Here is a 25,186-nt window from a genome sequence, read left to right as displayed (position 1 = left end):
CCGCGCGTGAGCGCCGGAGTCCAGGTCGTTCCTGGTGGTGCAGTCGGGGCGGCCGCGTACTGGTGCGTACGTGGTCGTTCCGACTGTGCCGTCAGGGGCGGGCTGGGCCCGGCGATCGCGTGTGAGATCCACGGGACACGGCCCTACCACCCGATCGATTGATCATCTGGTTCTGGACGCGCCGGATTCCGGTTCCGGCCTTACCTTGCGGGCATGTCGCTCACTGTGCTCGCGCAAGACCGTCCCGAGGACGTGGTGGACCGGATCGCCGGGTTCATCTTCGGGGTGACCGGCGGGATCATCGGGATCCTGTACCTGCTGCTGTTCCTGTTCGCGGTGATCTCGATCCTGCGCAGCCAGCGGCTCACCGGCGGCGGCAAGTTCCTGTGGATCGTGGTCGCGCTGGCCTACCCGTTCCTGGGCAGCCTTGGCTGGTTCGTCTTCGGCAAATCCGCCCAGCTGGTCAAGCAGGGCAGTTACACCGGCTAACGACGCGGGCGGCGGGGAGTGAGCCGGACGGTCGGCAGCACCGGCGCCGGGATCCGCTCCCCGTTGTGCGCGGGGATCACCCCGAACCGCACCGGATCCGCCGCCTCCCAGTCCTCCCGGGCCGCGGCGATGTCCTCGTGCGTGCGGCCGACGAAGTTCCACCACATCACCAGGTCGTCCGGGAACGGCTCGCCGCCCAGCAGCACGAGACGCGCCCCGTCCGCACTGCCGATGTCGAGCCGGGTGCGGTCCAGGCCGAGGTAGAGCAACGGTCCGGCGTCCAGGTCCACCCCGTCGACGGTCACCGAGCCCTCGATCACCAGCACCGCGTACTCGAAGTCCGGCCGCAGCGGCAGCGCACCGCCACCCGGTTCGACGGTCACCTCCGCGCCGACCAGCGGCGTGTAGGTGGTCGCGGGCGAGACGACCTCGCCCAGCGTGCCCATGAACACCACCGCGGACACCCCGTCACCGGTGTGCCGCGGCAGTTCCACGTGCTGCTCGAAGTGCGGCGCCACCCCGGCACTGGCCGCGGGCAGCGCCACCCACAGCTGCAACGCGTGCAGCACCGAGTCGGCGCCCACCGAGAACTCCGAGTGCGCGATCCCGTGTCCGGCGGTCATCAGGTTGAGCTGTCCCGGCCGCAGCACCGCGTCCGAGCCGACGGTGTCCCGGTGCCGGATCTCCCCGGCCAGCGGCCAGGTGACGGTCTGCAGCCCGATGTGCGGATGCGGCAGCACGGACATGTCCAGGCGTTGCGGCCCGAACTGGTCCAGGAAGCACCAGGCGCCCACGGTGGGCCGGGCCCGTTGCGGCAGCAGGCGTCGCACCCGCATCGCACGCAGCCCGCCCAGCGGGACCTCGCGTGGTTGCAGGAGTTCGGTGACCGCGCCCGGACCGGCATGGCAGGGGGTGAGGGCGGGGGTGGTGTCGAGGTTGCTCATCACGCCTGCTCAGGCCAGGCCACCCGGCCGGCGAAGTCGGGGTGGCGGGTCAGGTAGCGGGCGATGAACGGGCACAGCGGCACGATCTCCAGATCCCGCCCGGCCGTGTCGGACAGCGCCTCCGCGGCCAGCACGCCGCCGAGTCCGCGACCGCCGAACTGCTCGAACACCTCGGTGTGGGTGAAGTAGGCGCGCCCGTCCCGCAACTCGTACTCGGCGAACCCGGCGAGCACCCCGCCGACGGTCACCTCATACCGGTTCGCCTGCTCGTTCCGCGTCACCTGGACGTCCTGCTCAGCCATGACCGCTCCGATCGCCGGGTCGCCCCCGACGCTAATCAGCTCTGGTTTCCATGTCAACCACATCGCTATAGTGGGTGACATGGCGGGCGAGCGATGGCTGGACGAGCGGCAGCACCAGGCGTGGCGGGGCTTCATGGGCATGCAGTCCCGGCTGCTCTCCCACCTGGCCCGCGAACTGCAACGGCAGAGCGGCCTCTCCGACGCCGACTACGCGGTGCTGGTCGGCCTGTCCGAGTCCGAGGACGGCAGGCTGCGGCTGAACGAACTCGGCGCCGAACTCCAGTGGCAGAAGAGCAGGCTGTCCAAGCAGATCACCCGCATGCAGGAGCGCGGCCTGGTGCAGCGCGAGGAGTGCCCGACCGACGGCCGCGGCGCCTTCGCCACCCTGACCGACCAGGGGCGGGCCACCATCGAGGCGGCCGCGCCCCTGCACGCCGAGCAGGTCCGCCGGTACTTCGCCGACGTGCTGACCCCGGCCCAGCTGGCCGCGCTGACCGAGATCACCGGCACCGTGCTCAGCCACTTGGCCACGGCCGAACCACCGCAGTCCTGACCCGGCGACTCAGCCGAGTTCGGCGAGCTTGGGCGCCAGCGGCACGCAGCGCCGCTCGATCCACTCCGCCGGACTGCCCTCGCCCGGCGGCACCAGGATCGCCGTGCTGATGCCCAGTTCGGCGTAGGCGGCCAGTTCGCGGGCGGTCTGGTCCAGGTCGCCGTTGTCCAGGGCGGGGCTGCGGTAGACCATGGTGCGCTGGATCTCGCCAGGGTCGCGGCCCAGGTCGGCGCAGTGCGCGTCCAGCACGGCCAGCTTGTGCTTGACCCCCTCCACACCGATGGGGAACAGGTTGCAGGCGTCGGCGTACTGGGCGACCAGGCGCAGCGTCTTGCGCTCGCCACCGCCGCCGATCAGGATGCGCGGCCGCGGCGAGCTGACCGCCCTCGGCGAGTTGAGGGTCTCGGTGAGCCGGTAGTGCTTGCCCTCGTAGGCGCCGTTGTTCGCCGGATCCCACATCTGGCCGCAGATCTCGAGCGTCTCCTCCAGGCGCTCGAACCGCTCGGCGGTGGCCGGGTACGGCACGCCGAGGCCGAGGTGCTCCCGGTCGTACCAGGCGGCGCCGATACCCAGGAAGGCCCGGCCGCCGGAGAGCACGTCCAGGGTGGTGACGATCTTGGCCAGCAGGCCGGGGTGGCGGTAGGTGACGCCGGTGACCAGCAGGCCCAGCCGGGCCGCGGTGGTGTGCGCGGCCAGGAAGCCGAGGGTGGTGTAGCCCTCCAGCATCGGGTGTTCGGCCAGCCCGTTCTGCTCCATCTGGAAGTAGTGGTCCATCACCGAGAGCGTCTCCGCGCCTGCCGCCTCGACGGCACGCCCGGTGGCGGCCAGCTCGGCGGCCAGTCCGGCCGGGTCAGCGGGGTGGTTGAAGGTGCTGAGGTGGATGCCGAGTCGCATACCACTCGACGCTAGACCTTGGAGCACACTCCAGGTCAAGTCCACAATGGACTGTCAGCCAACCAACCATTCTGTTGACAAACCCGCTACCCGCTGTTTCCCTGCCGGAATGGCTCGTGACGCGGAACAAACCAAACGTCGGCTGCTGGACGCGGCCATCGCCGAGTTCGCCGCCTACGGCATCGCAGGCGCCAGGGTGGACCGGATCGCGGAGCAGGCCAAGGCCAACAAGGCGATGATCTACTCCTACTTCGGCAACAAGGAGCAGCTCTTCGACGCCGCGTTCGATCTGCTGGTCAACGGCACCGTGAACGAGGTGCCCATCGACGCCGACGACCTGCCCGGCTACGCGGGACGGCTCTTCGACCGGTTCTGGCAGTCCCCCGAGGTGGTCCGGCTCTCCGCCTGGCACCGCCTGGAGCGCGGTGCGGACGGGCCGCTGCACGAGCGGGTGGCGCAGGCGCACCGGGACAAGATCGCCGCGATCGAGGCCGCGCAGGCCGACGGGCGGCTGCCGGGGCACATCCCAGCGGCCGGCCTGCTGAGCCTGGTGCTGGTGCTGGCCACGATGTGGACGCCGGGTAATCCCGACGCGGCCTCGACCAAGTTCGTCACCACCAAGAAGGCCCGGCGGGAGACCGTCACCGAGGCGGTCCGCCAGATCGTGCGCACCTGATCGATTCGGGAAGTTTCGCTATTCGGACACGCCTGCCACGCTGCGAGTTCAGGTAAGTGATCAAGCGCTAGTCCGAATGCGCAGGCGGGAGCGTGCGAGAGCGCTTCCACCAAACTCTTGACACGGATGTAACCGGGCGGTCAGGATCGGCGCGGCTTTCCCAGGCCCGCGCCGTAACACTCCGCAACTTCCGCCTCAAGGGAACGGATCGTTCATGGCAAGAAGATCGTCGGTTGGCTCTCGCGCCTGTCGGATCGGGTTGGCCGTGCTGCTCGGGGTCAGCATGGCCGGCGGGATCGCCAGCGCCGCGCCGGAGCCGGACGCGACCGCAGCGGCCAAGCAGCCGGTGGTGGGCAAACCCGATCTGGGCTGGGACGGCTGCGCCCGGATCCAGGACAAACTGCCCGCCTTCGCCGACTGGCCCAAGGTCAAGAGCAACATCGGGCGCAACGCCGCGGACGAGCGGCGGATCGCCAAGATCCTCTCCGAGCTGACCCTCGAGGAGAAGGTCGGCCAGATGATCCAGCCGGAGATCGCCGCGATCACCCCGGCCGAGGTCAAGCAGTACGGCATCGGCACCGTGCTCAACGGCGGCGGCTCGTGGCCAGGCAAGAACAAGAAGGCCACCCCGCAGGACTGGCTGACCCTGGCCGACGCCTACTGGCAGGCATCCAAGGAGTCGCGCACCAAGATCCCGGTGATCTGGGGCATCGACGCGGTGCACGGCAACAACAACGTCTTCGGCACCACGGTCTTCCCGCACAACATCGGTCTTGGCGCGACCCAGGATCCTTGCCTGATCAGGGACATCGGCGCGGCCACCGCCGAGCAGGTCCGTGCCACCGGCCAGGACTGGGCGTTCGCGCCGACCCTCGCGGTGGTCAAGGACGACCGCTGGGGCCGCACCTACGAGGGCTTCTCCGAGGACCCGCGGATCACCCGCGCCTACGGCTACGAGGCCACCCGCGGCCTGCAGGGCGACAACCCGCGCGGCATCGGCTCCGACGGCGTGATCGCCACCGCCAAGCACTTCATGGGCGACGGCGGCACCACCAAGGGCAAGGACCAGGGCGTCAACGCCTCGTCCAAGGCCGACATGATCAACACCCACGGTCAGGGCTACTACGGCTCGCTGGCCGCGGGCGCGCAGAGCGTGATGATCTCGTTCAACAGCTGGACGAACGAGGAGCAGGGCATCAAGGAGGGCAAGCTCCACGGCTCCAAGCTGATGGTGGACGAGGTCCTCAAGAACAAGATGGGCTTCGACGGTCTGGTCGTCTCGGACTGGAACGGCCACGGCCAGGTCGACGGCTGCACCAACGCCAGCTGCGCGCGGGCGGTGAACGCGGGCATCGACGTGTTCATGGTCCCGCACGAGTGGAAGGCCTTCCTGACCAACACCATCGCCCAGGTCAACAGCGGCGAGATCCCGATCGCGCGGATCGACGACGCGGTCACCCGGATCCTGCGGGTGAAGCTGCGCTCGGGGCTGTTCGAGGCCAAGAAGCCCTCGGAGCGTGAGCACGCCGGCAAGGCGGATGCCCAGCGCGCCAAGGACATCGCCCGCGAGGCCGCGCGCAAGTCGCAGGTGCTGCTCAAGAACGACAAGCGGGTGCTGCCGCTCTCGCCGCGGTCGAAGGTCCTGGTCGTGGGCAAGAGCGCGGACAGCATGCAGAACCAGACCGGCGGCTGGACGCTGACCTGGCAGGGCACCGGCAACACCAACGCCGACTTCCCCAACGGCACCACCATCCTCGGCGGGCTCAAGGGCGCGCTGGGCGAGGCGAACGTGACCTTCAGCGAGAAGGCCGACAACGTCGACCCGTCGAAGTTCGACGCGGTGATCGCGGTCATCGGGGAGACCCCGTACGCCGAGGGCACCGGCGACATCGGCAAGCGCTCCCTGGAGGCGGCCAAGCTGTTCCCGGAGGACCTGGCCGTGCTGGACAAGGTCGCCGGCAAGGGCGCCCCGGTGGTGACGGTCTACGTCGCGGGCCGGCCGCTGCACGTGAACAAGGAGCTGAACCGCTCGGACGCCTTCGTCGCGGCCTGGCTGCCGGGCACCGAGGGCGCCGGCGTGGCGGACATGCTGGTGCGCGGCTGGCACACCGGTTTCGGCTACCAGGGCAAGCTGTCCTACTCCTGGCCGAAGGCGGCCTGCCAGACGCCGCTGAACGCCGAGCAGAAGGACTACGACCCGCTGTTCAGGTACGGCTACGGCCTGCGGAACTGGGAGACCGGCAACGTCGGCAAGCTGGACGAGACCTCGCCGGAGAGCTGCTCCCCGCCCGGTGGCGGCACCGCTGAGGAAGACCTGGAAGTCTTCGTGCGCAAGGACATCAAGCCGTTCAAGGGCTTCATCGGGTCGCCGGAGAACTGGGGCGGCACCGAGATCGGCCCCGACGGCACCGCCGCGCACGCCTCGATCAGTGTGGAGCCGACCGACGTCAGCGTGCAGGGCGACGGGCTCAAGACCACCTGGAACGGCACCGCGCCCGGTCAGCTGTACATGCAGGCCCCCGCTCCCGGCGAGGACCTGCGCGGCTACCAGAACGCCAACGGCGCGCTGGTCTTCGACGTGATCGTGGGCCAGGCCCCGGCCAACCGCACGGTGATCTCCACCCACTGCGGTTACCCGTGCCAGGGCGAGGTGGCCGGGACGAAGTTGTTCACCGACCTGCCCATCGGGGTGAAGCAGACGGTGAAGATCCCGGTGTCCTGTTTCGCGGAGAAGGGTCTGGACCTGGAGGCGGTCAACACGCCGTTCCTGGTCTACACCGACGGCGCGTTCCAGGCCTCCTTCGCCAACGTGCGCTGGGTGCCCAAGGCAGCCGCCGATCCGGACGCGAAGAAGTGCTCTGATCTGACCTGACCACGGTCGGGTTGACCGGATCCTGCGCGCCTACCGACCGTTCGGTAGGCGCGCAGTCCGTTTCGAAGGGGTATTTATTACCGTTCGCCGCGGATGTGCGTGGTGAGGCGGGTCAGCAACGCGGTCAGCCTGGCCACCTCGGCGCGTTCGCCGGGCGACAGTTCCTCGATCGCGGCGGCCAGCCGGTCCGCGCGGCGGCGGCGTTCGGTGTCCAGTAGTTCCCGTCCGGCCGCGGTCAGGTGCAGTGGCACCTTGCGGCCGTCGGTGGCGTGCCTGCCCGGTTCGACCAGGCCGGCGGCCAGGAGTTCCTTGACCGCCTTGGCCGCGGACTGGTGCCGGATCTGGCGGCGTCCGGCCAGTTCCGCGGTGGTGAGCGGCCCTTCCCGGTCCAGGTGACCGAGCAGGGCCAGTTCGCCGGGCGGCATGAGCTGTCCGTTGCGCGCGGTGCGCACCAGGGCGCCGATCGCGGTGCGCAGCTCCTCCGCCAGCTCCCCGCTGTCCGTCATGCTCGGAATCCTAATCAGGAGTACAGCTCGGCTGTGGACTGTTCAGTTGGCCGGATTTCAGTGTGGTCCAGGTTCAGTGCCGCCCGGAGATCAGGTGCACCCGCAGTGGTTCGGGGATGCTCCGGTCGAACAGGGTGGGGTGCGGGCGGCCGAGTTCGGTGAGCTGGTCGAGCAGGTCGAGGTGCCCGCCGGTCCAGCCGTGTTCGGCCAGCCAGGTCGCCGGGTCCGGGTCGGGTCCGCCGACGGTGTTGCCGACCAGGAGTTCGCACAGCGCGTGGTCCTGCGGGTCGGCGAGCACCGCGTCGGTCATCCGGGGGCGGCGGGACATGTACTCGGTGAGCAGGGTGCTGCCGGGCGTGGTCTGCTCGGTGACGGTGTCCAGGAGGGTGTCGGCGGCGGCTTCCGGGAAGTACATGAGCAGTCCCTCGGCCACCCACACGGTCGGCCAGGCGGGGTTGAACCCGGCCCGGCGCAGTGCCCGCGGCCAGTCCTCGCGCAGGTCCACCGGCACCGGGATGCGCGGGGTGCTGGGCAGGTGTCCGGCGAGCACGGCGGATTTGAACTCGTGCACCTCGGCGGTGTCGACCTCGTAGAGCACGGTCCCGGCGGGCAGCGCGAGCCGGAACGCCCTGGTGTCCAGTCCGGCGCCGAGCAGCACTACCTGCCGCGGCCCGTGTTCCCTGGCGGTGGCGGCCTGGATGGCCCGGTCGTAGAAGACGGTGCGGCCGGCCAGGTAGCCGTTCATGCCGGTCCACAGTTCGGAGGAGCCGTCCTCGGCGGCCGGGCCCAGCCGGGGCAGTCCGGCCAGGGTGGTGTCCCCGGCGACCTCGACGAAGCGGGCCGCCAGGGGGTCGGTGAACAGCGCGTCCGGGCGGGCGGATTCGACCGCGCGGTTGTAGGCGGTCATCAGGCCGGTGAAGCCGACGGCGACGGGCAGCCGGATCTGGGTGCTCACTCGAACTCACATCCCGGGTTGGCCTCGTCGACGGCCAGCGGCGCGCCGTGCGGGAGCACGTAGAGGACTTCCAGGATCAGCGGTTCGGTGCCCAGGTTGCGGCCGACATGCACGTAGTCGGGCCGTTCCACGATGGCCTGGCCGCGTTTGTACACGCCGTCGCTGGCGCAGTCGGCGTCGAAGTGGCTGAGCACGCCGCCGCGGACCACGCCGTAGAGGGTGCCGAGGTGGCGGTGCCAGCCGGTGGTGCCGCCGGGGGCGATGGTGATCTCGCGCAGCACGTAGTCGGTGTCGCCGACGGTGTGCTGGGCGAGGAGTTTCGCGGTGACCCCTCGGGAGGGGGTGGCGGAGGCGGCCGGGGCGAGCAGCACCGAGCCAAGCAGTACCAGGGCGGCCACGATGGCCCGGATCGACAGTCGCATGTGGACGGAAAGCCGGGCCGCCGCCGGTTATTCCCGGGACCCGCCACCCTGCCCGGGGGTGTGCCCGGCCGGGCGGGATTCGGTGTCCCCCAGGGCTATTCCGCGGCCGGGGCGGTGCCCACGTGCAGGTGCACCACTCCCCCGGACAGCGGCCGCCAGGCCACCCGGGTCCAGCCGGCGGCGGTGAGTTGTTCGCCGAGCCGGGGCGGGGTGTGCCAGGCCTGGATGGACTCGGCGAGGTACTGGTACGCCTCGGGGTTGGTGCTGACCCGGCGGGCGATCAGCGGGATGACGTGCCGCAGGTAGGCGGTGAACAGCGCCCCGTTGAGCGGCTTGGGCGGGATGCTGAACTCGCAGACGACCAGGCGTCCACCGGGCCGGGTGACCGCGCGCATCTCGCGCAGCGCGGCGGTCGGGTCGGCGATGTTGCGCAGCCCGAAGGAGATGGTCACCGCGTCGAAGGCGCCCCTGGCGAAGGGCAGGGCCAGTGCGTCGGCGGCGATCCGCGGCATGCCGGGGTGGCGGCGGCCGGCCACCCCGAGCATGCCGAGGGAGAAGTCGCTGGCCACCGCCCGCGCGCCGGTGGCGGCCAGGGCCGCGGTGGAGGTCCCGGTGCCCGCGGCCACGTCCAGCACGCGCTTGCCGGGTCCGGCGCCGGCCGCGGCGGCCATCTCTCGGCCCCAGGCGTCCATCCGGCCCCACCACAGGCGGGCGCGGGTGCGGTCGTAGCCGTCGGCGACCTGGTCGAACATGGCCGACACCTGGCTGGTCTGCTTGTCGAGGTTCGCGCGCACCATGGCCCCCAGCATGCCAGTGGCCATGGCCCGCCCCGCCTACGCCTGCACGGCCTCCGGCCCCGCTCCCGCCTGGGCCGCCCCCTCACGCCCGGCCTCCGGCCGCGCGGCTTCCGACCGTTCGGTCGGGACCGGTGCGGCCCCGCGCCCGGCCACCGCGGCCACCGCCACCGCGGCGAGCAACCCGATCACCGCGAACAGGTAGAAACCCCACGGATAGGCGATCCCGGCCGCGACCAGCCAGCCGCCGAGCAGCGGCCCGGTGATGCCGCCGATCCGGCCCATGCCGGTGGTCCAGCCCAGCCCGGTGGCGCGGGCGTGCGGCGGGTAGACGTGCTGGGTGTAGGCGTAGATCAGCACCTGCGCGCTGAAGACGAAGCACCCGGCCAGGAAGACCATCACGTAGAGCCCGAGGGTGGGCAGCCGCAGGCTGAACAGGGCCAGGAAGACCGCGGCGCCGAGGAACCAGCCGATCACCGACTTGCGCACACCCACCCGGTCGGCGACCCGCCCGGCGACGAGCAGCCCGACCACCGCGCCGACGTTGAGGGTCAGCAGCAACCCGAGCGCGTCACCCAGCGGATATCCGGCCTGGCGCATGATCTGCGGCAGCCAGGTGTTGAGCCCGTAGACCAGCACGAGGCCGAGGAAGGTGCTGACCCAGAACGCGATAGTGGCCCGCAGCAACCGGCCCTGGAACAACGTGCGCACCACGGTCCCCGCCGCGGCCGCTGCCGTGCCCGACCCGGCGGCCACCTCGGCCCGAGCCCGCTCGAAGGCCGCGGACTCCGGCAGGTACCTGATCATCAACGGCACCAGCACCAACGCGGGCAACGCCCCCGCGACGAACATGGCCCGCCACCCCAGCTGCGGGATCAACAGCAGTCCCAGCAACGAGGTCAGCACCGCACCCGCGTGATAGCCGGTCATCACCAGCGTGGCCGCGCTGCTGGCCCGCCCCCGCTCCGCACTCGCCTCCGACACCATGCTGATCGCCGTAGGCAGACACCCACCCAGTCCCAGTCCGGCCAGGAACCGCAACGCGCCGAAGACCAACGCCGAAGGTGCGAACGCGCACAACAACGTGCACACCGAGAAAATCGTCACCGACAAGATCAACGTCTTCCGGCGCCCAATGACATCGGTGACGGTCCCGATGGTCAGCCCACCGATCATCATCCCGACCAACCCAACGGTCGACACGGCCGCGCCGGTGCCCGCGGTCAGCCCCCACACCCCGTCGGCGAGCAGCACGGGTAACACCACACCCAGGACCACGAGGTCGAATCCGTCCAGCAGGACCGCGGTCCAGCAGAGTGGCTGCACCCAACTGCGGCGCGGGTTTCTGGTCTGCATCACGCGGGCTCCTTCGCCGGCCGTCCAAGGTCCGGCAAGCCTAGGAACGTGACCGGAACCACTACCACGCTACCCTTCCACTGAGCGGAAAACCCCAGCCCACCCCCACCCCATTTTCTCTAGCACACCCCCAGGAGTCCTAAATGGACACTCCCCCGCCCCGCTCAGTCACCCTCCGAGCCCTAACCCTCCTGTCCACCTTCACCCCCACCCACCCCCGCCAAACCCTCTCCGAACTCTCCCGCCGCTCCACCCTCCCCCTGGCCACCGTCCACAGACTCCTGGGCGACCTCACCACCTGGGGCGCCGTGACCCGAGACCCCGACGGCGCCTACCGAATAGGCCTCCGCCTGTGGGAACTCGGCATGCTCACCCCCGCCGCCAGCCGCCTACGAGAAGTAGCCCTCCCCTTCATGCAAGACCTGTACGAATCCACCCGAGAGAACATCCACCTGGCAGTCCGAGTAGGCCACGAAGCCCTCTACGTAGACCGCCTCAGCGGCCACAGATCAGTCCCCATCATCTCCAGAGCAGGCAGCCGCCTCCCCCTGCACGCCACCGGAGTGGGAAAGGTCCTCCTGGCCCACCAGGACACCGAGTTCATCCGCCGCTTCTGCGCCGCAACCCCCACCCGCTGCACCCAGTACACGATCGTGGAGCCCGGCCGACTGTCCCGGGAGCTGAAGGAGGTCCGCAGGCGAGGGTTCGCCCTGACCTCGGAGGAGATGACGCTGGGCACCTGCTCGGTGGCGGTGCCGGTACGGGATGGAGACGGGGCGGTGATCGCGGCACTGGGGATGGTGCTGCATACGGTCAGGGCTGACCTGGCGAAACAGGCGCCGGGGTTGCAGGCGGCTGCGGTGGGGATCGAGCGGCGGCTGGGGGGCGGGGAGGAGGAGTGACCGTAGGGGCGGTGGCCGTAGAATGGGGTGCGAGCGGAGATCGCCGACCGGCTGGGGCAGGCTTGGACGGACGCGGCCCGGAGGGTTCGATTCACCCGGTCGAGCGCAAGATCCAGACGGCAAAGCAACCTTTTTGCCTCGAAAAGCGTTCCGCAGAGGAAGCGGTGGCGGGGGCGGGCCGGACCCGGCTCACACGGCCCCACCCAACCCGGCCACCAGCCAGACAACCCCGGCCAGCCCCAGCGACCCCGGCAGCACCCAGCGACCCCGGCCAGCCCCGGCGACCGTCGTTACCGGGCACAGGCGACCGCCGCCCGGCCACCGGCCCGGCCAGTCGCGTTGGCCTACGGTGCCCAGGCCCACGCGTGGCGCCCGACCCAGAGCCGTGCGCAACCGGCGAGCGCGTCGGAGCCGGAGCCGTGCGCAGTTGGCGAGCGCGCCGAGAGAGAGCCGTGCGCGCACCCGTCGCGCGTCGCACGGGGCGTGCGCGACGCGGGGCGTGCGGCCAGCGGGTCGGTCGGGTCGGGTCGGCGTGCGTGCTGACTTGCGAGGAGACGCAGCCCGGAGGCGCGACGCGTCAGCCGGTGGCGGCCGGCGGCGGCCGGGTGCCTGGGCGCGGCCGGGAATCGTGGCCGGGATCGGCGGGCGACGACAAGCACGCTCCGCATGCGAGCCGCCAGCCGCGTCCGACGCGCGGCCTCGCTAGGTGGCCTCGCTGGCGGCGATAGGCCCCGCTACCCGTCGTGGGTCTGGCCGGGGTGACCTGCGCGAGCCAGGGGCATCCAGTCGGCGGGGCCGAGGCCGCCCAGCCGGGCCCAGATGGCCTGGGCAAGCTGGAGTGGTCTGCGTAGCCCAAGGTGTGACCGGGCCGGGCCGGGCCAGGCCGGGCGACCTGCGATCTGCGAGGGCCCGAGGCGGCCAGCGCGGCTGACGCGGCCTGCGAGGCATGAGTTGGCTGCCCCCACGCTGCGCCCGCGATGCCTGAGTTGGCCGGCAAGGGCCGGGGCGAGCTGGGCGAGCCGGGAAGCCGGACGAGCCAACGTCGGGGCTGGGGAGCGGGGCGGCCGGGAATCGCGGCCGGGAATCGGTGCGGGCCGCCGCGGGCCACAGCGGCGGCAGCCGGGCCGATTATCCTTTGTGGACAGTGAAACCCGGGCGAAGCGGGGCTCGGCCGATGCCGGGGGTTCCGGCATCAGCCAACGCCGCACGGTGTGTGTCGAGGCCGGCAACCGGCAAGTGGCAAGTGGCCTCGAACGGGTGGAACTGAGGTGCTTGATGTGCTGGTGACCCGATCGGGGCAGTTCTGCGCCCCCGGGTCGCGGTCTGGGGCTGGTCTGGTGACCTTGGCGCGACCGCTACCGGCCTCGGCGGTGCTCTGCCGTCGAGGGGGAAGTGCCCGACCCGCCAACGGGTCAGGGCTGGTGGATCAGGACCTCACCGAGTTGGCGTCGGCCTCAGCGCGCAGGACTTCGTCCAGACGCTCAAGGAACAGCTCGAAGCTGATCTCCGGCGGGAGGATGTCGTCCTCGCCGGTCAGCTCTACCTGCGGAAACTCGTCGACGGGCAGATCGACGCGGTCATCGACCGGCTGCGCTGGCTCGCGATCGAGCGCGAACAGGTCCTGCTGCCCTTTGATGGTGTTGGACGGTTCGGTGACCGTGGCCTGATTCCCGTTCGCACTTGCCGGGCCGTGCGCGATGCGTGGCATCGCGGCCCGCCAGGTGACCTTCGAACTGGTGATGCGGCTTCGCCGAACCGGGTGCGGCGTGAACACGAACGTCTCCGTTCTGGCCAGTTGAGAAGTACCCCCACAGAGAGGGTAACGAATCGGAGAAGAATACTGCTAATAGGACTCGGTCACTCGACTTCCGGCGAGTTGCCACGGACCGCCTTCAGCGGCCACACCCGCCATGATCAGCTACTTTCGCCGTCGCCGGAGCAGCGGCGTTGCCGTTGGCGCGCAGACGCTGGCGGCTTCGCGACATCGTGTTGAGGCGTTCGTCACCGCCAATTACGGACCGCCGTCCGCGCGGAAATAGCGGCACCGGGAAGCACCCGTTCGGACCAACGGGTTGTGCGTTCTCCGGACACCTGGGTGGGACATCGGCCAGGCAGGCATCGGCGGGGCCGGACCATGAACAGTGGGACGGGTTGCGGACGCCCGAGCCAGAGAAGATCGAGAACCCGGGAGGAGGAGAGAGACGGAGGCCGGGGGCGGGGGCGGGGATTGAGAGTGGGAGTGAGGCAAGAAGGGGCGGGGCCGGGTCGACCGGGGCGCAGGACACCGGGGGTGCGAAACAAGGTGCCGATCACGGTGATCTTGTGGTCGGACCAGAGGGCAGAGCGAGCCCTAACGGCGATCCGGGTGTTGTTGACCGGGCGAGCAGCCCCGGTTCGTGTTCGCGGTGAGTCTTGCCCGATGGCAGGATCCCTTGCCCGAGAAGGATTCCGAGCCTTCCCTGCGGCGTCGCAGCAGACTTCTGTCGAGTCCACTGTGGACATGATGTGCAGCGACGGGGCAGGTGGGGGTCGTCGTGGGCAGCGCGGGACGCCGGTGAGCGGCGGTTGGTGACACAGAGTCTGGATTGTGTGGTTTTGTGCCACACACCCTAGGTGATCGTGAGTGTGCACGTTGCACATCAACTCGTGTTGACAGACCTATTAGCGTGACTGCCATCACTCGTTCGCGAGTGGTGGTTATACAGGTAAATCGCCTGGTAGCAGGGGGCGGGACACGTGAATTGGAATGCGCTCTCCGGTGGGACGCGGGGTGGGGCGGCGCCGGTGGATCAGGTCCGGGGTGACGGGGGTTTTCGGCTGCAGGCCACGGGGTCGACGGCCGAGCCGCGGTGGCCGAGGCGGTATGGCGACGTGCCGTTGACCGCGGACTGTTTCCAGGCTCGCGGCGAGGGGGCGCGGCTGGCGGAGCTGGTCGCGGGCGGGCAGTCGGTGGTGCTCGCGGGGCCGGGTGGGGCGGGCAAGACGCAGCTGGCCGCGGACCTCGTGCGCCGGGTCTCTGGAGATCTGGACCTGGTGCTGTGGGTCAGTGCGACCTCGCGGGAGGCGGTGGTCGCGGCGTTCGCGGCTGTCTATGCCGACTTGACGGGGTTCGGTGGCGGTGCGGACGTTGCGGCGCAACGGTTTCTGGGTTGGCTGGCGAACGCGCCGCGGCGTCGGCTGGTCATCCTGGACGATGTGCGCGCGCTCGCCGACCTCGACGGGTTGTGGCCGCCGGGGCCGGTGCTGGCGACCACGCGGGAGCGGGACGCGGCGGCGGCAGGCGGGCCGCGGGTGCTGGAGGTCGGGAGGTTCGGCGTCGAGGAGGCCGGGGCCTACCTGGCGGCGCGGTTCGGTGCGGATCCGCGCCTACCGGCCGGGACTGCTGAGCTGGCCGAGAGACTCGGGCGGTGGCCGTTGGCGTTGGCGCTGGCCAGCGCGGTTGGGCTGGAGCGGGACCAGCCGCCTGGGCTGGTGCGGGAGCAGGGCTGGAGGACGCGGGAGTCGGCCGGTGGGCGGGAGTCGGAGCTGTCACCCGAGCGTGGCTGGCTGCCGGACATGGCCGACGCGGTGGGTGTGGCCTGCGCGTTCTCGGTCGGGTTGGCCGATCGGTGGGAGCCGGTGGGGATGGCTCGGCCGCTGCTGGAGCTGGCGAGTCTGCTTGAGGCGAGCGGTATGCCTGAACGGGTGTTCACCAGTTCGGTGGTGCTGGGCTGGCTCGGTGCGGTCGCCGGGCGGGTGGTGGACGCGGATGAGGTGCGGGCGGCGGTGGGTGGGCTGCGGCGGCTGAGTCTGCTGGAGCAGGATCCGGGGGCGTCGGATCGGGTGATCCGGGTGTCCGGGCTGGTGCAGCGGGTCGTGCGGGCGGAGCTGGGCGAGCGGCTGGGTGTGGTGGCGCGGGTGGCGGCGGACGCGCTCTACGACGTCTGGCCGGCGGCGGAGGAGGACGGGGCGCTGGTCCGGGCGTTGCGGGCGAACGCGGCGGCGTTGCGGCGGCATCTCGGCGGGCAGGGGTGGGTGGCGGGGCATCCGTTGCTGTTCCGGGCCGGGAACAGCCTGGGCGAGAGTGGGCAGGCCGCGGCGGCGGCGCGTTACTTCGCTGATTTACGCGTGCTTACCGAACGGTCGGTAGGGACGCGGCATCCGGGCACGTTGACCGCGCGGCACGATCGGGCGTACTGGTGCGGGGAGGCCGGGCAGGTCGCGATCGCGGTGCGGGAGCTGGAACAGGTGTGCGCCGATCAGGCCCAGGCGCTGGGACCACGGCATCCGCACACGCTGACCACCCGGCACAACCTGGCCCGCTGGCGGGGACAGGCCGGGCGGCACGCGCGGATCGTCGCCGAGCTGGCCACGGTGCTCGAAGATCAGCTCGCCGTGCTCGGCCCCCGGCACCCGCACACCCTGACCACCCGGCATGACCTGGCCCGATGGCGGGGCGCGACCGGTGACGCGGCCACCGCGGTGACCGAGCTGGAACAGCTGCTGCGGGACCAGATCTTCGCGCTGGGACCCTGGCACCCGAACACCTTGACCACCCGGCACAACCTCGCGCGCTGGCGCGGTCACGCGGGTGACGCCGGGGCCGCGGTGACCGAGCTGGCCAGGGTGCTCGACGACCAGGTGCGGGAACTCGGGCCGTGGCACCCGAACATCCTGATCACCTGCCACAACCTGGTGCACTGGCGGATGGTGCTGGACGGCGCCGCGACGCCCTGATCCGCCAGACGGGGTCACGATCGATCGCCCAGGTTGATCTCCAGCGGCTTCACCGGGGGTTTTCGCGGTTACGATCCGGCCGTGCGCACGCCTGACTCCGGAGTCCTCGAACGTGAGCCGGAGCTGTCCCGGATCCAGGCCGCGCTGGACTCGGCCGCCCGTGGCGAGGGCCGGGTGGTGGTCATCGAGGGCCGCGCCGGGATCGGCAAGACCCGCCTTGTCCAGGCCACCAGGGATCTGGCCAAAGCCCGCGGCTTCGGCCGGTTGCAGGCCGTCGGCGACGCCCTGGAAAGCGCCATGGCCTGGGGTGTCGTCCGGCAGATGGTCGAGCGGTCGGTGTCCCGCTACACCGGCGAGATCCGGGCCGCGCTGCTGGCCGGGCCCTCCGGCGACGCCCTGCGCGCGCTGGACGCCGCCGCGACCGACCCGAGCGAGGCCGAACTGGCCCGCACCCTGCACTCGCTGTGGTGGGTGGCGGTGGACCTGTCCGCGACCCGGCCGCTGCTGATCACCGTGGACGACGCGCACTGGGCCGACCTGTCCTCGGCGCAGTTCCTGGTCTACCTGTCCCGGCGGATCGCGGACCTGCCGATCGCGCTGGTCGTGGCCACCCGCCCACCAGCGGAGAACACCGGGCCGCTGGCCCAGCTCAGCGTGTCCCGGCAGGCCGAACGGGTGCTGCCCCGGCCGTTGAGCGTGACCGCGCTGACCGACCTACTGACCGTTCGGTCGGCGCCCGCGCAGGCCGTGGTGGCCGCGGTGCACGCGGCCAGCGGCGGCAACCCGTTCCTGGCCAGGGTGCTGGTCGACGAACTGGACGCGCTGGGGCTGCCCCTGGACGTCCCCGGCACCGCGGCGCGGGTCGGGACGCTGGGGCCGAGCACGGTGTTCCGGGCCGCGCTGGGGCGGTTGCCCGCGGACGCGGTGCGGCTGGCCGGCGCGGCCGCGGTGCTGGGCGTGGGCAGCGATCCGTGGCAGGCGGGCGCGATCACCGGGCTCGACCCGGCCGCGCTGACCGTCGCCGCCGAAGCCCTGGCAGCGGCGAATGTGCTGGTCAGCGACGGGGATCATCTGGTTTTCGTGCATCCGGTGGTGCGCGAGGCGGTGCTGGCCGATCTGGGACCGGTGGCGCGGACGGCCTTGCACGCGCGGGCCGCGGTGGAACTGGCCGCGGCGAACGCGCCTGCCGACCGGGTCGCCGCGCACCTCGCGCAGGCCCCGCGCGGCACCCTGCCCGAGGCGGCGGGAGTGCTGCGCAAGGCCGCGGTGGCGCTGCTGGCCGCCGGGGACGCGCGGACCGCGACCGCGCACCTGACCAGGGCCGTTGACGAGGATCCGGACGATCCGGCGTTGCGGGCCGAGCTGGGGCGGGCGTTGCTGCGCACCGGGGAGGCCGCGCGGGCCAGGGACGAACTGCGCGCCGCGGCGGTCGGGCTGCCCGATGCCGAACTGGTCGCGGCGGCGGCCTCGGCGACCGCGGTGGTCGACGGACCGGGTGCGGCCATCGCCGAGTTGGAGGCCGCGATCCGGGCCCGGCCGGCCGGGGACCGGGACGTGGGGCGGCTGCACCTGGAGGCGCGGCTGGCGGTGATCCGCTCGTTCCTGCCGGAGGAGCGGCGCCGGTCCTCCGAGCACCTGCGCGGGTACGCCGGCCTGCCTGGCGGCACCCCGGACGAGCGGACGTTGCTGGGACTGCTGGCGCAGATGGGTCGCTACGAGGTCGCGCCCGCCACCGAGGTCGCCGCCACCGCGAGCCGGGCGCTGGCCAACGGCGCCTACTTCGACGACGCCACCGGGTCCACCGAGGCCATGGTGGCCTGGGTGGTCGCGTTGCTCGCGCTGATCTCCGCGGACGGGGTCGCGCCGGCCCGCCGGGAGATCGACCGGGCGCGGCTGCGGGTGCGCGCGCACGGGTCGCCGGTGGAGTTCGCCATGGTGGCCAACGCGGCACTGTTCCTGAGCTGGCGGCTCGGCGACGTCACCGCGATGGAGGCCGAGTCCGAGGGCGCGCTGGCCGCGATCGCCTGCGAGGACCCCGCCCCGCACGTGATCGCCCTGCGCGCCACCGGCACCCACTTCAGCGCCTACGCCGCCCTGGAACGCGGCGACCTGGACGCCGCGACCGCCGCGCTGGACCGCTTCGAGGCCGAACACCCCGACCGGCCGCGGCTGATGCCCACCATCTGGCTGCACGAACCGCGGGCGCTGATCGCGCTCGGGCACGGCGATCCGCGGCAGGCGCGGGCCCAGGCATTGCGGCAGCGGGACCTGATGCTGGAGGCGGGCCTGGATCCGCCGACCATTCCGTGGCGGGCGCCCGCGGTGCGCGCGGCGATGCTGCTCGGCGACCTCGGCGAAGCCTTGGAACTGGCCGCGGAACAGCTGGTCATCGCGCGGCGCTGGGGTGCGGCGACCGAGGTGGGGGCGGCGCTGCGGCTGCTCGCGCACGCCGATGCGGACCGGCGGCTGGACCTGCTGACCGAGTCGATCGCGATGCTGGAAACCGGTCCGGCGCGGCTGGAACTGGCCCGGTCGCTGGTCGACCTGGGCGAGGCGCTGCGGGTGGCGCGGCGGCGGGGCGACGCACGGGAGGTGCTGCACCGGGGCATCGACCTGGCCGGGGACTGCGGGTCCGCGGCACTGCGGCAACGCGCACTGGAGGCCCTGGAGGCGCTGGGCGACCGGCCGCGACGGCCGATGTTCGCCGGGCCGGAGGCGCTGACCGCCAGCGAACGCCGAGTGGCTGGCCTGGCCGCGGCCGGACGGGCCAACCGGGAGATCGCCCAGGAACTGTTCGTGACCCCCAAAACGGTGGAGAACCACCTCGGCCGGATCTACACCAAACTCGGCATCGCCGGTCGTCGCGACCTGGCACAGGCGCTCGTGTAGGGGGTCCCGGCGATCAGGCTCTGCCTATCAGGCCGCGAGGGGTGGCGCAGACCGGTGGATGGTCTACGGCCGCTACAAGGCAGGGAGCCTGGCAGGGGCCTGGAGCGCAACAGCGGGAACACCGTGCAGCTGAAGCTGGCGGATCCGGGGCGCGCGTGGGATCCCTGGGGTGGGGACTAGCTGAAGATCCAGTCGGCGTATGAGTCGCTGGATGTGACGCTGACCCGGCGGGTGCTCAACGAGTATGTGCCGGTGGACGACGATCCGGAGGCGGCTGGGGACGGGAGCCTGCAGCCCGGGAGCTACCGGACGGTGGACCGGTGGGAGCTGACTGGGCCGCGGTAGGTGGGGGCCACTTGGCAGATGGTGGCGACGTTCAACTGGTTTGGGATGGCTTGCTGAGCTTGGCTGACTGGCTTGCTGGCCTTGGTCGGGCTGGTTTCGTCTTGGTCGGGCTGGTTTCGGATGGCGCGCTGGCTGGCATCGGATCGCACCCTGATCGGGTGAATGTCGGGGGCGGTTGGGGATTGGTGGGGCGGTTGTTCGAGGTGAGCTGGGTGGGTCGGGACTGAGTGCTCTGCCTGGTGGCGGGGCCTTTGGTACGTTCGGAGCGGGTTGGCGTGCTGGGGCGGGCAGGGTGGCTTGGGCGGGTCGGATTGACCTGATCGAGGTCAAGATCCAGACGGGAAAGCAACCTTTTTGGCTTGAAAAGCGTTCCGCAGAGGAAGCGGTGGCGGGGGCGGGGCGAGCGCGGGTCAGTGGTGCGGGCGCGGGCCGGGAGTGGGTCGTGCAGGACGGGGCGTCTGGGCCGGGGGAGGGCCGTGGTGCCGAGCCCGGTGACGGGACGGGGCGTGGCGGCACGGGGCAGCCCGGGGCGTGGCGGAGGGGTGCCGGGGCGGCGGGCTCGGAGTTCAGACATCGAGGCGTCAGGCGTCGGGGAGGCCAGGCTCCGGGGGAAGCGTCGCGGCTGGGCCGTGCGGGGAACCGGGGTCGAGGCGCGGGTGCGCGGGCCGGGACGCGCAGGTACGCGAGCGCACGGGCGCAGGTGGCGGGTGCCCGCGCGCGGGCCGGGCGCCGCCCGGGGGCGTTCCGTACAGGTCGAGGTACGCGCGGGCCAGGCACGCGCGGGCCGGGCAGAGGTCGTGTGGGACACGCGGGGTGCGACACGCGGCCGGCGACACGCCACCTGATCGAGTTGGTTGCCTGGGCAGGCCCTGGGCTACCACCATGGGAGGTACCTGGGCACTCCGAACGGCGGGCTGGTCGCGATGACGGGATCCACGGGCACACCGTTCGACACCCTGCTCGACGAGGCTGAGCCGGTGGCTCCTCGGGGGCGGCGGGTTGTGGTCGGGGTGTTGAAGTTGGTGGGGTTGTGCGCGTTGGGCGGGATGCTGGCGGCGGGGGTGTTGTTTCCGCTGGCCGGGGGTGCGGGCACGGTGGCGGTGCTGGCCAGTGACGATGTCGACCGGACGGCGGCGGCGTTGATCGCGGATGAGGCGCCGCAGATGACCGCGTTGCTGGACAGCGAGGGGCGGCCGTTCGCGCATGTGTATGACCAGTACCGGGTGCCGGTGCCTGCCGCGGAGATCTCGGGCTTGGTGAAGTCGGCGCTGGTGGCGATCGAGGATCACCGCTTCTACGAGCACCAGGGTGTGGATCCGGTGGCGTTGGGGCGGGCGGCGCTGGCCAACGCGGTGTCGGGGCGGATTTCGCAGGGTGGGTCGACGTTGACCCAGCAGTACGTGAAGAACCACCTCACGCACATCTCGGCCGAGACCGCGGTGGAGCGGACCCGGGCGCAGGAGCAGTCGATGGCGCGCAAGGTGCGCGAGTTGCGGATCGCGTTGCAGCTCGAGCACACCCTGAGCAAGGACGAGATCCTGGCCCGGTACCTCAACACCGTGCCGTTCGGGCAGGGGGCGTTCGGCATCCAGGCCGCGGCGCGGGCATACTTCGACACCACCCAGGACAAGTTGACCGTCGCCCAGGCCGCGTTGCTGGCGGGGATCGTGAACGAGCCGAGTGCGTTGAATCCCTACCGGCATCCGGAGCGGGCTTTGGTGCGGCGCAACGTGGTTCTCGACGAGATGGTCCGCCAGGGCCGGTTGCCCGCCGAGGTCGGCGCGGCGGAGAAGAAGACCAACCTGGACATCGTGCCCACCCCGGCGCGGCCGGCCAACGGCTGTGTCGGCACCGGCGACGCGGGCTACTTCTGCGACTACGCCTTGAAATACCTGGAAAACTCCGGCTTCCAGCGCGACGATCTGCGCCGCGGCGGCTACACCATCAAGACCACCCTGGACCGGGACGCGCTGACCAAGGCCAAGGCCGCGGTGGACGCCGAAGTGCCGCCGCAGACCCGGAATGTGGCCAACGCGATGGCGATTGTCCAGCCTGGCAAGGACAAACACCGCGTGATCGCACTGACCGCCAACCGCACCTACGGTCTCAACCGCGACGCCAGGGAGACCACCCTCGGGCTGCCCTACGCGCCGCAGAACCACGGCGCGGGCTCCATCTACAAGATCTTCACCGCCGCCGCGTTGCTCGAACAGGGCGGCACGATCACCGAATCGGTGCCGGTGCCGGACTCCTACGTCTCCCCCGTCTTCCTCGGCGGCGCGGCCAGTTGCCCGCCTGGCGCGCTGGGGCTGCGCAAGTACTGCGTGCAGAACGCCGGTGAGTACCCGGCCCGGATGAGCCTGCAGGACGCGCTGGCGAAATCGCCGAACACCACCTTCGTGCACCTGTTGGAGCGGGTCGGGGTCAGGGCCGCGGTGGACATGGCGCAGCGGCTCGGGCTGCGGTCGCTGGGCACCATGATCGCCGCGGAGGATCGAAAGAAACGACCGATCGGCAGGTTCTTCGCCGAGCAGAACTTCGGTTCCTTCACCCTCGGTCCGACGCCGACCAGCACCCTGGAACTGGCCAATGTCGGCGCGACCCTGGCCAGTGAGGGCAAGTGGTGCCCGCCGAGTCCGATCGAGACCGTGCTGGACCGCCGCGGCAACCCGGTCCCGGTGCGCGATCAGGCGTGCGAGCAGGTGGTGCAGCCGGGGCTGGCCAACGCGATGACCGTGGCGCTGAGCAAGGACACCCTGGGCGGCACCGCGACCGCCGCGGCGCGCGGGGTGAAGTGGGACCGGCCGATGGCCGGCAAGACCGGCACCACCCAGGAGCACAAGTCGGCCGGGTTCCTCGGCTTCACCCCGCAGTTGTCGGCCGCGGTGTTCACCTTCGACGACACACCCGCGCCGCAGACGCTGTGCGACTCGGGGGTGAACCAGCCACCGCGGCCCTGCTCGTCCGGGCGCTACATCTACGGCGGGAAGTACTCGGCGCGCACCTGGTTCCGCGCGATGAACGGGGACAACGGGCGCGGCGGGATCATGAGCGGGATGCGGGTAGCCGGGCTGCCGGAGGTGGAGCGGCGGTACCTGCACAGCGACCGCCCGCGCCCGGTGGATCTCTCCGACATCGGGGATCGCCGGCCGCAGCCGTCGAAGACGCGGACGGCGAGCGCCACGCCGCCGCCGCCGACCACCAGCGCCGGCGGCGGGCCGGTGACCACGACGCCGAGCAGACCGCCGGTCACCACCCGGCCGACCACACCGCCGCCGCCGACCCGGCCCAGGCCGACCGGGATCGGCTGACCCGCCGGACCGTGCGTCCGTCTACCGACCGGTCGGTAGACGGACGCACGGCAGCCGGGTTGCCGGGTGACTGCCCTGGTGCGCGGGTCGCCGGGTGGCGGGGCAGACTGCCGCCATGACCTCGGAGACGATCACCGCCGCGGACGCGGGCAGTTGGACGCTGGGCGACCGGACCGTGCACCGCCTCGGCTTCGGCGCGATGCGCCTGACGCACCAGGCCGACGGCTCCCCCAGTGACCGGGACCGGGCGATCTCGGTGCTGCGGCGCGCGATGGAGCTGGGCGTGAACCACATCGACACCGCCGCCTTCTACTTCTCCCCGCTGCGCTCGGCCAACGAGCTGATCAACACCGCGCTGGCGCCCTACCCGGAGGACCTGGTGATCACCACCAAGGTGGGCCCCGGCAAGGACCTCGCCGGCGAGTGGCTGCCGCTGGCCCGGCCCGAGCAGCTGCGCGGCCAGGTCGAGGAGAACCTGCGGCAGCTCGGCCGCGATCACCTGGATGTGGTGAACCTGCGGGTGCACGGTCCGGAGTCGATCGCCGAGCGCTTCGGCGCGCTGGCCGAGTTGCGCGCGGCCGGGCTGATCCGGCACCTGGGCATCTCCAACGTGCGCGCGCACCACCTGGCCGAGGCCCAGGCCATCGCGCCGGTGGTGTGTGTGCAGAACCAGTACGGGCTCGGCGCGCCCGCGCGGCAGGACGATCTCCTGCGCCTGTGCGGCGCGCAGGGTGTGGCGTTCGTGCCGTTCTTCGCCATCGCCGGCGCGGGCAAGGAGTCCGGCGCGGGCGGGGCGGAGGACACCGAGGTGGTGGCCATCGCCACCGCGCGCGGGGTGAGCACGGCCCAGGTGCGGCTGGCCTGGACGCTGCAGCTGGGCCCGCACGTGCTGGCGATCCCCGGCACCGGCAACCCGGAGCACCTGGCGGCCAACATCGCGGCCGGGTCGCTGCGGCTCACCGATGACGAACTGGCCCGGCTGGCCGCGGTGCACCAGGGTTCCGGATGACCTCGACAATGCTGGCCAGGCTGTCCTGACCGAATCCGTCGGCCAGACGCCGGTCCAGGAATTCCTTGATGGGCGTCATCAGGTCGGACGCTATTCCCTGTTCGCGCCCGGCCTGGATCATTTTGGCCAGTCCGTGCGCGTTCAGGGAAACGGTGGACACCGCGCCGCCGTAGTCGCCGGAATCGACCTGTTTCGCCGCGCCCCGGATACTGGGCAGCACGACATTCGTGAGCCAGGATTCAGCGAAAGGCAGCAGCCGCTCCCCCGATCCGGTGAGCGCGAATCCCTGCAACGCGCTGGTCAGGGTGGCCCACAGGATGCCGAGCAGGGCGAGGTCGTACTGGGCAGCGCTGCCCGGGTCGGCGCCGAAGTACACCGAGGTGCCCAGTGCGCCGAGCACCTCCGCGCAATCCCGGTAGACCTGCTGCTCACCAGCGTAGAAGAGCTGCGTCTGAGGCTGGCCGACCGCCGGCGGCACGGCCAATACGGCGCCGTCGAGGTAGCGCAGGCCGAGTCCACGCGCCCAGTCCGCGGCCGCGCGGGCCTCGCTGGGCAGGCCGGAGGTGAGGTTCACCAGCACCTTGCCGGACAGGGTTTCGCGTACTGGTTCGAGCAGCTCGTACAGCGCCGGATAATCGAGTACGCAGACCAGGATGATGTCGTTTTCGGCGACCGCGGCGGCCAGGTCAGCCGCTTTTAGTGCGCCGCATTCCACCAATGTATCCGCTTTGTCGGCGGATCGGTTCCACACTGTTGTCGCATATCCGGAATCAAGGAAGGCTCCGGCGATCGCCGCGCCCATCCGACCGAGTCCAAGCACCGTAATCACATTTCCAACCTAGGTCGGCGGGGAATCGCGCTCAAGTACGCACATCAAGGTAAGTGCCTCGCCGCGGTTATCCTGGCCTCGACTTGGGGGTGGTCGGATGAAGGTGCGGACGCGGTTGACGCACTGCGCGGTGGAGGCCGCGATGCAGGTGGTCACCGGCAAGTGGAAGGTGCACATCCTGTGGGCGCTCAGTCCGCGGCCGCGCCGGTTCGGCGAGCTGCGGCGGTTGCTGCCGGGGGTCAGCGAGAAGGTGCTCATCGACCAGCTGCGTGAGCTGATGACCGACGAGATCGTGCACCGGGACAGCCAGCCGGGCCCCGTGCCGCACGTGGAGTACTCGCTGACCGCGCGCGGCGCGGCGCTCAACGAGGCGCTGCGCCCGCTCGGCGCGTGGGGCCGCGAACACCTGTGACCAGGGACTT

General features: G+C 71.4%; 20 protein-coding genes. 10 read left to right on the top strand and 10 right to left on the bottom strand.

The features are described from left to right. Window positions 1-213 precede the first annotated feature (213 nt). Window positions 214-489, top strand: coding sequence for a PLDc N-terminal domain-containing protein (locus HNR67_RS18025; RefSeq protein ID WP_185003417.1), 276 nt, complete (start codon window positions 214-216; stop codon window positions 487-489). Here the strand turns inward: HNR67_RS18025 and HNR67_RS18020 are convergent. Further along, window positions 486-1,433 (bottom strand): pirin family protein, encoded by a 948-nt coding sequence (locus HNR67_RS18020; protein WP_185003416.1) that lies wholly within the window; start codon window positions 1,431-1,433, stop codon window positions 486-488. The genes HNR67_RS18025 and HNR67_RS18020 overlap by 4 nt on opposite strands. Beyond that, complete coding sequence (locus HNR67_RS18015) at window positions 1,433-1,735, bottom strand: GNAT family N-acetyltransferase (RefSeq protein WP_185003415.1); 303 nt, start codon at window positions 1,733-1,735, stop codon at window positions 1,433-1,435. The genes HNR67_RS18020 and HNR67_RS18015 overlap by 1 nt, the downstream gene beginning before the upstream one ends. 79 nt (window positions 1,736-1,814) lie before the next feature. Here HNR67_RS18015 and HNR67_RS18010 point away from each other — a divergent pair, with 79 nt between their 5' ends. Then, window positions 1,815-2,288 carry a MarR family winged helix-turn-helix transcriptional regulator gene (locus HNR67_RS18010; RefSeq protein WP_185003414.1) on the top strand — a complete coding sequence of 158 codons (474 nt, stop codon included), beginning with the start codon at window positions 1,815-1,817 and terminating at the stop codon, window positions 2,286-2,288. 9 nt (window positions 2,289-2,297) lie between these two features. Here HNR67_RS18010 and HNR67_RS18005 read toward each other — a convergent pair whose 3' ends face one another. Beyond that, a complete protein-coding gene (locus HNR67_RS18005) occupies window positions 2,298-3,182 on the bottom strand; it encodes an LLM class F420-dependent oxidoreductase (protein ID WP_185003413.1) in 885 nt (294 codons plus the stop codon). 109 nt (window positions 3,183-3,291) lie between these two features. On the opposite strand from HNR67_RS18005, the gene HNR67_RS18000 reads away from it, so the two are divergent. Both HNR67_RS18000 and HNR67_RS17995 read left to right on the top strand, forming a co-directional pair. Further along, window positions 3,292-3,858 (top strand): TetR family transcriptional regulator, encoded by a 567-nt coding sequence (locus tag HNR67_RS18000; RefSeq protein ID WP_185003412.1) that lies wholly within the window; start codon window positions 3,292-3,294, stop codon window positions 3,856-3,858. A 283-nt stretch (window positions 3,859-4,141) separates the two neighbouring features. Continuing rightward, a complete protein-coding gene (locus HNR67_RS17995) occupies window positions 4,142-6,730 on the top strand; it encodes a glycoside hydrolase family 3 protein (protein WP_246493297.1) in 2,589 nt (862 codons plus the stop codon). Window positions 6,731-6,807: 77 nt separating this feature from the next. On the opposite strand, the gene HNR67_RS17990 is transcribed toward HNR67_RS17995, so the two are convergent. The 5 genes from HNR67_RS17990 to HNR67_RS17970 form a co-directional block, all read right to left on the bottom strand. Continuing rightward, window positions 6,808-7,236: a MarR family winged helix-turn-helix transcriptional regulator gene (locus HNR67_RS17990; RefSeq protein WP_185003410.1), complete on the bottom strand. Its 429-nt coding sequence runs from the start codon at window positions 7,234-7,236 to the stop codon at window positions 6,808-6,810. A gap of 73 nt (window positions 7,237-7,309) precedes the next feature. Beyond that, a complete protein-coding gene (locus HNR67_RS17985) occupies window positions 7,310-8,191 on the bottom strand; it encodes an SAM-dependent methyltransferase (protein WP_185003409.1) in 882 nt (293 codons plus the stop codon). Then, window positions 8,188-8,613, bottom strand: a complete 426-nt coding sequence (locus HNR67_RS17980) for a cupin domain-containing protein (protein WP_185003408.1) — start codon at window positions 8,611-8,613, stop codon at window positions 8,188-8,190. Before HNR67_RS17980 ends, HNR67_RS17985 begins: the two co-directional genes overlap by 4 nt. A gap of 95 nt (window positions 8,614-8,708) precedes the next feature. After that, window positions 8,709-9,434 carry a ubiquinone/menaquinone biosynthesis methyltransferase gene (locus HNR67_RS17975; RefSeq protein WP_246492542.1) on the bottom strand — a complete coding sequence of 242 codons (726 nt, stop codon included), beginning with the start codon at window positions 9,432-9,434 and terminating at the stop codon, window positions 8,709-8,711. 12 nt (window positions 9,435-9,446) lie between these two features. Further along, window positions 9,447-10,763, bottom strand: coding sequence for an MFS transporter (locus HNR67_RS17970; protein WP_185010801.1), 1,317 nt, complete (start codon window positions 10,761-10,763; stop codon window positions 9,447-9,449). 143 nt (window positions 10,764-10,906) lie between these two features. On the opposite strand from HNR67_RS17970, the gene HNR67_RS17965 reads away from it, so the two are divergent. Beyond that, window positions 10,907-11,665, top strand: a complete 759-nt coding sequence (locus HNR67_RS17965; protein ID WP_185003407.1) for an IclR family transcriptional regulator — start codon at window positions 10,907-10,909, stop codon at window positions 11,663-11,665. Window positions 11,666-13,091: 1,426 nt separating this feature from the next. Here HNR67_RS17965 and HNR67_RS17960 read toward each other — a convergent pair. Continuing rightward, the gene (locus HNR67_RS17960) at window positions 13,092-13,439 is read right to left on the bottom strand and encodes a hypothetical protein (RefSeq protein ID WP_185003406.1); all 348 of its coding nucleotides are present in this window, start codon (window positions 13,437-13,439) and stop codon (window positions 13,092-13,094) included. A gap of 1,097 nt (window positions 13,440-14,536) precedes the next feature. Between HNR67_RS17960 and HNR67_RS17955 the strand changes: the two genes are divergently transcribed. The 4 genes from HNR67_RS17955 to HNR67_RS17940 all read left to right on the top strand — a co-directional run bounded on the left by HNR67_RS17955 (window position 14,537) and on the right by HNR67_RS17940 (window position 23,935). Then, a complete protein-coding gene (locus tag HNR67_RS17955; protein WP_185003405.1) occupies window positions 14,537-16,381 on the top strand; it encodes a tetratricopeptide repeat protein in 1,845 nt (614 codons plus the stop codon). Between the two features lie 81 nt (window positions 16,382-16,462). Then, window positions 16,463-19,270, top strand: coding sequence for a helix-turn-helix transcriptional regulator (locus HNR67_RS17950; protein ID WP_185003404.1), 2,808 nt, complete (start codon window positions 16,463-16,465; stop codon window positions 19,268-19,270). 1,268 nt (window positions 19,271-20,538) lie between these two features. Continuing rightward, the gene (locus HNR67_RS17945; protein WP_185003403.1) at window positions 20,539-22,926 is read left to right on the top strand and encodes a transglycosylase domain-containing protein; all 2,388 of its coding nucleotides are present in this window, start codon (window positions 20,539-20,541) and stop codon (window positions 22,924-22,926) included. A gap of 115 nt (window positions 22,927-23,041) precedes the next feature. Continuing rightward, a complete protein-coding gene (locus tag HNR67_RS17940; protein WP_185003402.1) occupies window positions 23,042-23,935 on the top strand; it encodes an aldo/keto reductase in 894 nt (297 codons plus the stop codon). Here HNR67_RS17940 and HNR67_RS17935 read toward each other — a convergent pair. Next, complete coding sequence (locus HNR67_RS17935; protein WP_312989598.1) at window positions 23,883-24,755, bottom strand: NAD(P)-dependent oxidoreductase; 873 nt, start codon at window positions 24,753-24,755, stop codon at window positions 23,883-23,885. The two genes, HNR67_RS17940 and HNR67_RS17935, sit on opposite strands and share 53 nt — an antisense overlap. 106 nt (window positions 24,756-24,861) lie before the next feature. Between HNR67_RS17935 and HNR67_RS17930 the strand changes: the two genes are divergently transcribed. Beyond that, window positions 24,862-25,176, top strand: coding sequence for a winged helix-turn-helix transcriptional regulator (locus tag HNR67_RS17930; RefSeq protein WP_185003400.1), 315 nt, complete (start codon window positions 24,862-24,864; stop codon window positions 25,174-25,176). Window positions 25,177-25,186 lie beyond the last annotated feature (10 nt).

This window comes from Crossiella cryophila, from assembly GCF_014204915.1.
Taxonomy (GTDB): domain Bacteria; phylum Actinomycetota; class Actinomycetes; order Mycobacteriales; family Pseudonocardiaceae; genus Crossiella; species Crossiella cryophila.
The sequence above is the reverse complement of the archived record's forward strand: the minus strand, read 5'-3'. Positions and strand labels throughout refer to the sequence as shown.

What these genes read in the sequence shown, in the direction of transcription:
- HNR67_RS18025 (WP_185003417.1), top strand. Translation starts at nt 214, where the DNA reads ATGTCGCTCACTGTGCTCGCGCAAGACCGTCCCGAGGACGTGGTGGAC.
- HNR67_RS18020 (WP_185003416.1), bottom strand. Translation starts at nt 1,433, where the DNA reads ATGAGCAACCTCGACACCACCCCCGCCCTCACCCCCTGCCATGCCGGT.
- HNR67_RS18015 (WP_185003415.1), bottom strand. Translation starts at nt 1,735, where the DNA reads ATGGCTGAGCAGGACGTCCAGGTGACGCGGAACGAGCAGGCGAACCGG.
- HNR67_RS18010 (WP_185003414.1), top strand. Translation starts at nt 1,815, where the DNA reads ATGGCGGGCGAGCGATGGCTGGACGAGCGGCAGCACCAGGCGTGGCGG.
- HNR67_RS18005 (WP_185003413.1), bottom strand. Translation starts at nt 3,182, where the DNA reads ATGCGACTCGGCATCCACCTCAGCACCTTCAACCACCCCGCTGACCCG.
- HNR67_RS18000 (WP_185003412.1), top strand. Translation starts at nt 3,292, where the DNA reads ATGGCTCGTGACGCGGAACAAACCAAACGTCGGCTGCTGGACGCGGCC.
- HNR67_RS17995 (WP_246493297.1), top strand. Translation starts at nt 4,142, where the DNA reads ATGGCCGGCGGGATCGCCAGCGCCGCGCCGGAGCCGGACGCGACCGCA.
- HNR67_RS17990 (WP_185003410.1), bottom strand. Translation starts at nt 7,236, where the DNA reads ATGACGGACAGCGGGGAGCTGGCGGAGGAGCTGCGCACCGCGATCGGC.
- HNR67_RS17980 (WP_185003408.1), bottom strand. Translation starts at nt 8,613, where the DNA reads ATGCGACTGTCGATCCGGGCCATCGTGGCCGCCCTGGTACTGCTTGGC.
- HNR67_RS17975 (WP_246492542.1), bottom strand. Translation starts at nt 9,434, where the DNA reads ATGGCCACTGGCATGCTGGGGGCCATGGTGCGCGCGAACCTCGACAAG.
- HNR67_RS17970 (WP_185010801.1), bottom strand. Translation starts at nt 10,763, where the DNA reads ATGCAGACCAGAAACCCGCGCCGCAGTTGGGTGCAGCCACTCTGCTGG.
- HNR67_RS17965 (WP_185003407.1), top strand. Translation starts at nt 10,907, where the DNA reads ATGGACACTCCCCCGCCCCGCTCAGTCACCCTCCGAGCCCTAACCCTC.
- HNR67_RS17945 (WP_185003403.1), top strand. Translation starts at nt 20,539, where the DNA reads ATGACGGGATCCACGGGCACACCGTTCGACACCCTGCTCGACGAGGCT.
- HNR67_RS17940 (WP_185003402.1), top strand. Translation starts at nt 23,042, where the DNA reads ATGACCTCGGAGACGATCACCGCCGCGGACGCGGGCAGTTGGACGCTG.
- HNR67_RS17930 (WP_185003400.1), top strand. Translation starts at nt 24,862, where the DNA reads ATGAAGGTGCGGACGCGGTTGACGCACTGCGCGGTGGAGGCCGCGATG.